The following is a 9,967-nucleotide window of genomic DNA, read 5'->3' on the forward strand; positions in this document are numbered from 1 at the left end:
GGATCGCTCTGGGCCGCCACGTGGTTGGTGTGGGTGGGTCGGCGGCGGGTGAGTGGGGCTCGGGGTGGGCTTTAGCGTCCCAGAGCGATCCCCCGAACCCGCTTCAAGACTCACCCGTGTGCCGCGCGTGGCGGAGACGTCGTGCCCACTCCGCGCCCGTGTGATGTGCTGCGGTTTGGTGGTGTGGTGCTGCGTGGCCGTGTGGTGTGGGGATTGTGGGCTGGGTGGTGAGGTGCTGCGTGGCCGTGTGAAGGGTTGTGGGCGAAGGGCGTCCAGTTTGGATTGGTGCGCTGAACCGGATCGCGTCCGGTGGTGCCGCGTTTGGCCCGGAAGTCGTCAGCCGGCTTATCGGCGACGGGAAAGCAGGTGCTCGCTTCGTAGGTCAGCACCGTGCCACGCTTGAGGTGTTCCTTTGGCGAACTGCGCAGCGGCGGCCGAGTCGTGCATGACCGAGGCGCTGGCGAGCCCTTGCCGGAGTCGACCAGGGGAGGTGTCGCGCAAAGGCGAGCCCGACGACCGCGGCCAGTGCCGCCGCTGGGAGGCGGACGGCTCGGTTTTCGACGCAGGACGGCGCACTAAACCGGTTGGCGATCCGGGCGTTAGCTGCGTCTCAGTTCCTGACCGGGTGATGGGGCCGGGCGTAGCGTGGGGGCGATGCCCCGGTTATCCCGCTCGCCCGTGACCTGGCTGATCTATGTGCAGCTGGGGCTGTACGCCTATTTCCTGTACGGATTTGGGCCGGTGGTCGGGTTGTTGCGCGACGAGCAGGGCGTGTCGAACACGCTGGCGAGCCTGCACAGCACGGCCCTCGCGGTGGGGGCGGTGCTTGGCGGGGCGGCGTTCGCCTTGCTGGCGTTGCGGTTCGGGCGGCCGAGACTGATCTGGGGCGCGCTGGCCGGGATTGCCGTTGGGATCGCCGGGTTTGTGGCGCTGCCCGCCTGGTACCCGGTGACCATGCTTTTGACCTTGATCGTGGCGTTCTTCGGGACGATCGTCATCAATGGGGTCGTGGTGTCGCTGGCGCAGCTGCACGGGCCGGCCGGGCCGGCGGCGATCAGTGAGGCGAATGCGATGGCGGTCGGCGCGGGGATGATCGCCCCGCTGGTGATCGGGCTCAGTGTGGGGATCGGGCTGGGCTGGCGCGCCGGGGTGGGTGTCCTGATTGGAGCGATCGGGATCGTGGCACTGGTGGCCTGGCGGTTGGGGATCGTGGTGCCGGCGCGGGAGGCGGTTTCCGTCGCACCCGCGGGGAAGTTGCCGCTGGGCCGGGCGTACTGGCTGGTCTGGACGATGATGGTGGTGACCGGGGCGATCGAGGTCGTGCTGTCCCTGTGGAGCGCGGTCGTGCTGCGGGAGCGGGCGGCGCTGACGCCGGCCGGTGCGTCGGCGGCGGTGTCGGCGATCCTGCTGGGCATGCTGATCGGGCGTGCGGGTGGGGCCAGGTTGGCGTTGCGCGGCCGGCCGATTCCGCTGTATTTCGCGGCGCTGGGCGTGAGCCTGGTGGGTTTCGCGGTGTTCTGGTGGTCGGTGAGCCCGGTGCCCGCGATCGTGGGTCTGTTGGTTGTCGGCGTGGGCAACGGGATGCACTACCCGCTGGGGATCGGGCTCGCGCTGAGCGTGTCACCGGAGCAGCCCGACCGGGCGGCGGGGGTCGCGGCATACGGCATGGGCATCAGTTTCGGGCTGGGGCCGTTCGTGCTGGGCGTGTTGGCCGACGAGGTGGGCACGCACACCGCGATGCTGCTGGTGCCGGTGTTCCTCGCGGCCGCGGCCGGGCTGGCGTGGTGGCTGCGTGCATCGATGAATGCTCAAGGGTTAAGTTTGCGGGGTGCCAGCTAAACCAACGCTCGTGCTCGCGTCCGCCAGCCCTGCCCGGAGGGCGCTGCTGATTTCGGCGGGGATCGACCCCGAGATCCTGGTGTCTGGAGTGGACGAGTCGGCGGTGGAGGCCGGTTCGGCGGAGGCGCTGTGTGCGGTGTTGGCGAGGATGAAGGCGCACGCGGTGGCCGAGCGGCTGCGGCAGCATGACAGCGGGCCCAAGCTGGTGCTGGGCTGCGACTCGGTGCTCGCGTTCGACGGTCAGGTGCTTGGCAAGCCCGACGGCCCCGAAGACGCGGTGAAGCGCTGGCATGCGATGCGCGGGCGTTCCGGTGTGCTGCACACCGGGCACTGCCTGGTCGACCTGGAGACCGGGCGGGAGGCGGAGGGTGTCGGCTCCACGGTGGTGCATTTCGCCGAGCTGACCGATGCCGAGATAGATGCCTATGTTGGTACCGGTGAGCCGCTGTGGGTGGCCGGCGCGTTCACGATCGACGGGCTGGGCGGGCCGTTCGTGGAGCGGATCGAGGGCGATCACGGCAACGTGGTGGGGCTGTCGCTCCCGCTGCTGCGCCGCCTGCTACGCACGCTCGGCACGGAGATCACTGACCTGTGGCGGTAGGGTCCGCAGGCGCGGGTGGCTGCGCGACGATCGGACGACGCACACGCCCACGAAAAGGCCGAGCAGCCCGATGCAGGCGGAGAACCAGAACATGGCCCCGAAATCACCGTCGCGCCACAGGTTCACCGCAGCCGTTTCGTGTGAGGACAAATCGCGATGGCTTGCCCCGGCCGGCGGCGACGGACATGAGGATCACCGTGGCAAGTAGCGCGGCGAACCGGACCAGCAGCCAGAACCCTTCGACCGTGGTGCTCTGACCGTGCGCGGCCATCTGCACCGCGGCCCCGAGTACGCCAAGACATATAGCGATGACGATGAGGGGCACCCTCGCAGGGTACCCCTCAACGGCAATTATTCGTGGACCCCGAGGCGGGCCTTGAGGGCATCGAGCTCGGCCCAGAGCACGCCCGGCAGGCGGTCGCCGAACCTGCCGAACCACTCGGTGATCTGCGGAAGCTCGTCGCGCCACTCGGCCTCGTCGACCGCGAGCGCGGCGGCGATGTCGCCGGCCGTGACGTCCAGTCCGGACAGATCGAGGTCGGCGGGCGTTGGCACGAAACCGATCGGGGTCTCGACCGCGCCGCCCGTGCCCTCCAGGCGTTCGACGATCCACTTGAGCACGCGCGAGTTCTCGCCGAAGCCCGGCCACAGGAACCGACCGTCGTCGCCGCGCCGGAACCAGTTGACGTAGAAGATCTTCGGCAGTGCGGAGGCGTCACCGGAGACTCCCTTGCCCATGGCGATCCAGTGGCGGAAGTAGTCTCCCGCGTTGTAGCCGATGAAAGGCAGCATGGCCATCGGGTCGCGGCGCACGACGCCGACCTGGCCGACGGCCGCGGCCGTGGTCTCGCTCGACAGCGTCGCGCCCTGGAACACGCCGTGCACCCAGTCGCGCGCCTCGCTCACCAGCGGGACCGTGGTCTTGCGCCGCCCGCCGAACAGGATCGCCGAGATGGGCACCCCGCGCGGGTCGTCGTATTCGGGCGCGATGATCGGGCACTGCTTGATGGGCGTGCAGAACCGCGAGTTCGGGTGGCTGGAAAGCTCATCCGACGCGGGCGTCCAATCACGACCTTTCCAGTCGGTCAGGTGTGCGGGCGGCTCGCCCATGCCCTCCCACCAGATGTCGCCGTCGTCGGTGAGGGCCACGTTGGTGAACACCGAGTTGCCCGCGGCCAGGGTGCGCATGGCGTTGGGGTTGGTCTTCCAGTCCGTCCCGGGCGCGACCCCGAACAGGCCATATTCCGGGTTGACCGCGTAGAGCCGCCCGTCGTCGCCGAAGTGCATCCACGCGATGTCGTCGCCCAGCGTCTCGACCTTCCAGCCGGGGATGGTCGGTTCGAGCATCGCGAGGTTGGTCTTGCCGCAGGCGCTCGGGAACGCGCCGGCGATGTAGTGCACTTTGCCTTGCGGCGACGTGAGTTTGAGGATGAGCATGTGCTCGGCGAGCCAGCCCTCGTCGCGGCCCATCACGCTGGCGATGCGCAGCGAGTAACACTTCTTGCCCAGCAACGAGTTTCCGCCGTAGCCCGATCCGTAGGACCAGATTTCGCGCGTCTCCGGGAAATGCGAGATGTATTTGGTGTCGCTGCACGGCCAAGCCACGTCTTGCTGCCCGGGCTCCAGCGGTGCGCCCACGCTGTGCAGGGCGGGCACGAAGTCGTGCTCGGTTCCCATGCGCTCCAACACCTTCGAGCCCATGCGTGTCATGATGCGCATGCTCGCCACGACATATGGACTGTCGGTGATCTCGACGCCGAACATGGGCTTGTCCGCCTCCAGCGGGCCCATGCAGAACGGGATCACATACATGGTGCGGCCGCGCATGCAGCCCCGGTAGAGGTCGGTCATGATGCGCTTCATCTCGGCCGGGGCCATCCAGTTGTTGGTCGGCCCGGCATCGGCCTGTTCGGCGGAGCAGATGAACGTGCGCTCCTCGACCCGCGCCACATCGGACGGATCCGTGCGGGCCCAGAACGAATTGGGCCGCTTCACCGGATCCAGCCGGACCAGAGCGCCGGACTCTACAAGCTCCCCCGTCAGGCGCTCCCATTCGGCCTGGGATCCGTCGCACCAGACCACCCGGTCGGGTGTGGTCAACTCGGCGACCCGATGGATCCAGGCGAGCAGTTTAGGATGCTGTGTCGGTGGCTGATCAAGCCCTGCGATGATCGCTGGTGCGGCCATGAAATCGTCTCCTGTCAATGGTCTGCGCTGACCCAGCCGCCGCGCGGATTTCTTTAACGGCGGTTCAGTTCAGCGTAAGGCCAGGGACGGGCCCGAAGTCCATACCAGCTTGTGAAAAACTGCACAAGCCGTCACCTGGACGATTTCTGCTGCACGTGGGCACGCTTCCATGCGCACGTTCCCGCGTCCCTTTCTCAAATCGGACATTTCGTCTAGTGTCGTTTCAGACCGTTATGTCCCATTCCCCCCGGGAGCGGCCGTGACCATCGTGCTCGGTCCTGAACTGGAAAGCGACGCATACCTGATCTCGCTGGTCAGAGGCGGCGACGTGGACGCGTTCGGCCGGCTCTATGAGCGGCACGTCGGCGCGGCCAAGCGGCTGGCCCGCGTGCTCGCGCACGACCCGTCCGACGCCGACGACCTCGTCGCCGAGACGTTCACGAAGGTGCTCGCCGCCATGCGCGCCGGGCGTGGGCCGGACACCGCGTTCCGCGCCTATGTGCTGACCACGCTGCGGCATACGTTGTACGACCGCACGCGCCGCGACCGGCGGGTGGAGTTCACGGATGACCTGACGCACTACGAGTCACTGTCCACACCGGACGATCCACTGATCGGGCGGCTGGAGACCTCATACGCCGCACGCGCTTTCGCGCGCCTGCCGGAGCGCTGGCGCACCGTGCTGTGGCACACCGAGGTCGAGGGCGAGAGCCCCGCACAGATCGCGCCCCTGCTCGGGCTCACGCCCAACGGCGTTGCGGCGCTGGCCTACCGGGCGCGGGAACGCCTGCGCCAGATGTACCTGCAGGAGCACATCGACATCAGCGACTCGCCGCGCTGCCACTGGACCGGCATGCACCTGCCCGGCTACGTGCGCGCCCAGCTGGCCCGGCGCGACCGCGCCAAAGTGGAGGATCACCTGGCCGTGTGCCAGCAGTGCCGCCTGCTGCACCGCGAGCTCACCGAGGAGAACTCGGGTCTGCGGGGTGTGCTCGCCGGGCTGCTGCTCGGCTCGGCAGCCCGCGGCTACCTGGGCTCGGCCGTGGTCGAGCGGTCCATCGGCAGTGTGCTCACCGGGCTGGGCGCGATGCTGGTGCTGCTGTGGCGGCACGTGACGGAGTGGTGCGCGCAGGCGGTGGCGTTCGTTGCGGGGCTCGGGTTCAAGCTCTACCACTTGCCGCGCAAGCTCATCGAGCGCTATGGGCCGGGCAATGTCGCGGCAGCGTCGAGTCTGGTCGCGGCCGGGTTGACCGGAGTCGTCGTGTTCGCGGCGGTGGTCATCGACACCGATCGGCCGCAGCCACCGCCCGACAACGCCATGCCCCGGCCGGCGCCGTCGCAGCGGCCTTCTGTGGCGGCTTCCGCGACGGCCGGGCCCACACCGTCCATAGCGGACAGCTCGAAGCCGCCCCCGATCCCGGCGCCCACCGGGCACGGTCCTATCACGACAGTCGCGGGCGCACCGGCCGTCGCGCAGGACGTGGCGCAGGTGCGGCTGATCGCGGGCCAGACCGGTGTGCTGCCGATCGCGGTGCGGATGCCGGAGGCGTCGAAGCGCGCGGAATCCTTGTCGCTGCGGGTGCCGCTGCCGCCGGGCATGAGCCTGGCCGATCCGGACGCGGGGGACGGCTGGGAGTGCACGGGATCGGGCGCGGTCAGCTGTGCGCGGCCGATGCTGGGGCGCGGGCGGAGCACCGTCGCACGGCTGGTCGTGCGGGTCGACCGGGGGCTCACTGGGTACCAGAGCATAAAAATCCAAGCCGCGGCGGGCGATGCCGCGTCTGAGACGGTGACCCGCGTTCCCATCGCGCCGCCAGGGATGCGGGTGGGTTACGCGGCGCTCGGCCGGCTGGGTTTCGCGCTCGGCGGCAACGCCCTGCTGGCGTGCCGGCCGAGGCCGGTCTGTCTGGCGGAGGACAACAATCGACAGGAGATGCATCCGGCAAGGCCGGAGGGGCGCGAACCCATGCCGCCCGCAGGGCTCGCCGACGACGTCGCGGTGAGCGGGGCTCGTCTCGCCTTCCCGAAAAGCGTGCGCTGGGCGGGGCTCATGGTGGCCTCGTCGGGCGCTGTGCCGGGGCATGTCTGGTTGCACGGCCCTCAGGGCTGGCGTGACTTGAATCCCGTCGATGGGTTCGTCGACGTGACGGATGCGGTGCGCGAAGGTGGCGCGGGCGACTGGTGGGTCGCGGTGCCCTCGGGGGAGCTGCCGAGCGGGCAAGCGATGTGGTCGGGTTGGAGCCTTGTCGTTGCCTACGACGATCCGGCCGCCGAGCCGGGCGAACTGGCGATATACATGGGGCCGGCACCGGTGCGCGAGGGTCAGGAGGTCTTCCTGGGCACGGGCGAGGGCGGGCCGGTTGACCTGGGCCTGGTGCTGTGGGACGGAGACCGCGGTCTCACCGATGACACGCTTACGCTTGACGCGCAACTCCACAACGTCGGGGCGGGGAGCAACGCCTCCAGCGTGCAGTGCGCTTTTACCAAGGACAATTGCGCGTGGCCCACACCGGGCGTTGATGTGATCAGGCATCGCGCGACCGCGAATCGCGATGGCACGGCCACGCTCCGCACCGGAAATGACCCAATGGTGGTCGGGCTCATGGTGTTGCTGGCAACGGCAAGTTGAGCCCGAGGCGGTCCGGTAAGCTCGGCCGCGTGACCCCGAACTTGGTCGAACGGCTCTACCAAAGGTTTCGCCACATCCTGCATGAACTGGGCAAGTTCGGCGTAGTCGGGCTGTTCGCCTATCTCGTTGACAGCGCTATCCTGGCCTACCTGGTCGCGGAAGATCCCGACCGGCCGCTGCTCGCCAAGACCATCTCGACCGTCGTGTCGGCGACCGTGGCCTTCGTCGGCAACCGTTTCTGGACCTGGCGCCACCGCGCGCGATCGAGCCTGACCAGGGAATACCTGCTCTACTTCGGGTTCAACGCGGCCGGGCTCGGCATCGCTCTGGCCACACTGGGTCTGACCTTCTACGGCCTGGGCGCGGTTTCCCCGATCTTCCAAAGTCCGCTCGCCACCTTCATCTCCGCGCAGATCGTCGGCAACGCGTTCGCCACGGTTTTCCGCTTTTGGGCCTATCGCCGGTTCGTGTTCATCGCGCCTGCTCCCGCGCCCGCCGAGGCGGCGACGCGGTGACGTTGCCGGCCAAAAAATCCGCCCACATCGCGCGTTTCCCAGCTCACTCACGTAAGGTAGGTCGGTGCGCCTAGACCAAGTTCTCCCCCAGCGTCTCCGGGCGATCGGCCCCGAGGTGGTCAAGTTCGGCATCATCGGTGGCCTGAACGTGGTCGTCAACGCGGTCGTCTTCAACCTCCTACTGTTCGTGCCGCTCTTCGCCAACGGCGAGCTCAAGGCCAAGGTGGTCGCCAGCGCTGTGGCGATCGTCTCGTCGTACTTCATGAACCGGCACTGGACCTACCGCGACCGCGACAAGTCTGCCGCGCATCGCGAGTTCGTGCTGTTCGTCGGGTTCAACCTGGCCGGGCTGCTGATCGAGCTGGCCGTCATGGGCGTCACCAAATACCTGTTCGGGATGACCAGCTGGCTGGCGCTCAACGCCGCCGTGTTCATCGGGCTCGCGCTCGGGACAATCTTCCGGTTCCTGACCTACCGCAGGTTTGTTTTCACGCCGGTACCGGTTGCGGCCACCGCGGAGCCGGTGATCGTGCCCGCCCAGGCGGGCGCGATCGAGCAGGAGTTCGAAGACCTGCTGGAGGACGAGCTCGACGAGGCGCTGGAGCACCAGCTGGGCAGGCGCGAGGTCAACCCGGCACCTGCCAGCCTCAGCTAGTTCTTCTCCTCGGTCTTATCGGCCGGCCGGGTGGGAACGCCACCCCGCCGTTCCTCATCGCCGAACGAGTGCAAGTCGCGGTCGTGCTCGACCAGCTCGTAGAGCTTCGTCTGGACCATGCCCACCTTCGGGATGTCCTTGAGCACGCTCTGCCCGCGCTCGCCGGCCGACTCGATGGTCAGCGTGCCGCAGCCGAGCAGCCGCTCGACGAACGTCTGGCTCATCGCGTGGTCGTTGACCCGCATCAACGGGATGTCACGGCGGTCCCGGGAGAACACACCGAACTGGAAGATGATGCGTTCATTGGTGAACACGTAGTGCGTCGTGCGCCAGACCAGCCACGGCCAGAACGAAAGCCAGAGGAACAGCACGAGGGCGATGGCGCCGACGGCGTACACGGCGAACGTGGTCCAGCCCAGTACCAGCGAGGTCACCACGGCCGCCACCGCGAGCAGCAGGACCAGCGTGGGGACGATCATTACTTTCCAATGTGGACGCAGATGCAGCACGACCTTCTCGTCGGCTGTCATCACGTCTTCGGGGAACGCCATAGCGCCGTAGGTTAGTAGATCAACGCACGTGCGTCACGTCCCCGGCGGCGATCGGACACACCCGGCCGTCCGGCAGGCGCACAAGCAGGCGCCCCTCGGCGTCCACGGCGGTCGCGACACCGGCCAGCTCGCGGTCACCCGGGAGGAGGACGCGCACGTCACGGCCGATGGTCACGCACCTTTCCAGATAGGCGGCGCGTGGATCCTCGTCCGGCCAGTCCGCGTATCGGGCCTTGAAGGCCCCGATCACCGCCGCGGCCAGGCGGGTGCGGTCGATCTCCAGATCCTGTTGGTACAGAGACGTCGCCATCGGCGGCAATTCGTCTTCGGTGGCCGAGACGTTGAGCCCGATGCCCACGATGGCCGCGCCTTCGCCCGTCGCGGCTCGGCTGGCGGCGGGGACCGCCTCGACCAGGATGCCGGCGCACTTGCGCCCGTCGATGAGCAGATCATTGGGCCACTTGAGCCCGGAGCCCGGGACGACATCGGTCAGCGCGAGGCCGGTGAGCAGGGGCAGCCAGCCCCAGCGGGCGATCTCCACGGGCGGGCGCAGCAGGATGCTCATGGCCAGGCCGGCGCGCGGGGGAGACACCCAGGACCGGCCCATCCGCCCGCGCCCGGCGACCTGCGACTCGGCGATGATCACGAGCCCCTCGGGGTGCCCGTCTGCCGCAGCCCGCGCGGCGTCGGCGTTGGTCGACCCGGTCTCCTCGCGCAGGTCCAGCACCCACGGGTGGATCGCGGTGCTCAACGCGGCCTGGTCGATTGGTTCCCGGTACACACGGACACGTTAGCGGGGGCCTCCGGACACCGGGCCCAGCCAGTCCGGGAGCGGGATCTCCGGGCGGCCCGGCTCGGCCGGCACGTGCCGCGCCCGCTGGATCATCTCGACCCGGTGCCGGTGCCCGCGCGGTGACCCGGGGCGCGGGCGGCGTGGCGACGGGGTGCGCTTCACGCGCGGCAGCACGGTGGTCGCGGCATCATCCGGCT

General features: G+C 68.7%; 10 protein-coding genes. 5 read left to right on the top strand and 5 right to left on the bottom strand.

The window, feature by feature from the left end:
• Positions 1 to 654: 654 nt before the first annotated feature.
• Together DM816_RS36540 and DM816_RS36545 are read left to right on the top strand one after the other, a co-directional pair.
• Positions 655 to 1,839: an MFS transporter gene (locus DM816_RS36540; RefSeq protein WP_117215084.1), complete on the top strand. Its 1,185-nt coding sequence runs from the start codon at positions 655 to 657 to the stop codon at positions 1,837 to 1,839.
• Positions 1,829 to 2,440, top strand: coding sequence for a Maf family protein (locus tag DM816_RS36545; protein WP_117215085.1), 612 nt, complete (start codon positions 1,829 to 1,831; stop codon positions 2,438 to 2,440). The genes DM816_RS36540 and DM816_RS36545 overlap by 11 nt, the downstream gene beginning before the upstream one ends.
• A gap of 103 nt (positions 2,441 to 2,543) precedes the next feature.
• Here DM816_RS36545 and DM816_RS43175 read toward each other — a convergent pair whose 3' ends face one another.
• Together DM816_RS43175 and DM816_RS36550 are read right to left on the bottom strand one after the other, a co-directional pair.
• Complete coding sequence (locus DM816_RS43175) at positions 2,544 to 2,765, bottom strand: hypothetical protein (protein ID WP_162908191.1); 222 nt, start codon at positions 2,763 to 2,765, stop codon at positions 2,544 to 2,546.
• Positions 2,766 to 2,791: 26 nt separating this feature from the next.
• Entirely contained in the window at positions 2,792 to 4,627 is a 1,836-nt protein-coding gene (locus DM816_RS36550; RefSeq protein ID WP_117215086.1) for a phosphoenolpyruvate carboxykinase (GTP), read from the bottom strand.
• Between the two features lie 259 nt (positions 4,628 to 4,886).
• On the opposite strand from DM816_RS36550, the gene DM816_RS36555 reads away from it, so the two are divergent.
• The 3 genes from DM816_RS36555 (at position 4,887) to DM816_RS36565 (ending at position 8,426) form a co-directional block, all read left to right on the top strand.
• Complete coding sequence (locus tag DM816_RS36555) at positions 4,887 to 7,256, top strand: sigma-70 family RNA polymerase sigma factor (RefSeq protein WP_162908192.1); 2,370 nt, start codon at positions 4,887 to 4,889, stop codon at positions 7,254 to 7,256.
• A 29-nt stretch (positions 7,257 to 7,285) separates the two neighbouring features.
• Entirely contained in the window at positions 7,286 to 7,771 is a 486-nt protein-coding gene (locus tag DM816_RS36560; protein WP_117215088.1) for a GtrA family protein, read from the top strand.
• 64 nt (positions 7,772 to 7,835) lie between these two features.
• Complete coding sequence (locus DM816_RS36565) at positions 7,836 to 8,426, top strand: GtrA family protein (RefSeq protein WP_117215089.1); 591 nt, start codon at positions 7,836 to 7,838, stop codon at positions 8,424 to 8,426.
• Here the strand turns inward: DM816_RS36565 and DM816_RS36570 are convergent.
• The 3 genes from DM816_RS36570 to DM816_RS36580 all read right to left on the bottom strand — a co-directional run.
• Complete coding sequence (locus DM816_RS36570; protein WP_117215090.1) at positions 8,423 to 8,977, bottom strand: PH domain-containing protein; 555 nt, start codon at positions 8,975 to 8,977, stop codon at positions 8,423 to 8,425. The two genes, DM816_RS36565 and DM816_RS36570, sit on opposite strands and share 4 nt — an antisense overlap.
• A gap of 19 nt (positions 8,978 to 8,996) precedes the next feature.
• A complete protein-coding gene (locus DM816_RS36575; protein WP_117215091.1) occupies positions 8,997 to 9,758 on the bottom strand; it encodes a biotin--[acetyl-CoA-carboxylase] ligase in 762 nt (253 codons plus the stop codon).
• 9 nt (positions 9,759 to 9,767) lie between these two features.
• The coding region (locus tag DM816_RS36580; protein ID WP_162908193.1) for a hypothetical protein at positions 9,768 to 9,967 on the bottom strand (200 nt) is incomplete at its 5' end.

It is taken from the genome of Allorhizocola rhizosphaerae (assembly GCF_003426775.1).
Lineage (GTDB): Bacteria > Actinomycetota > Actinomycetes > Mycobacteriales > Micromonosporaceae > Allorhizocola > Allorhizocola rhizosphaerae.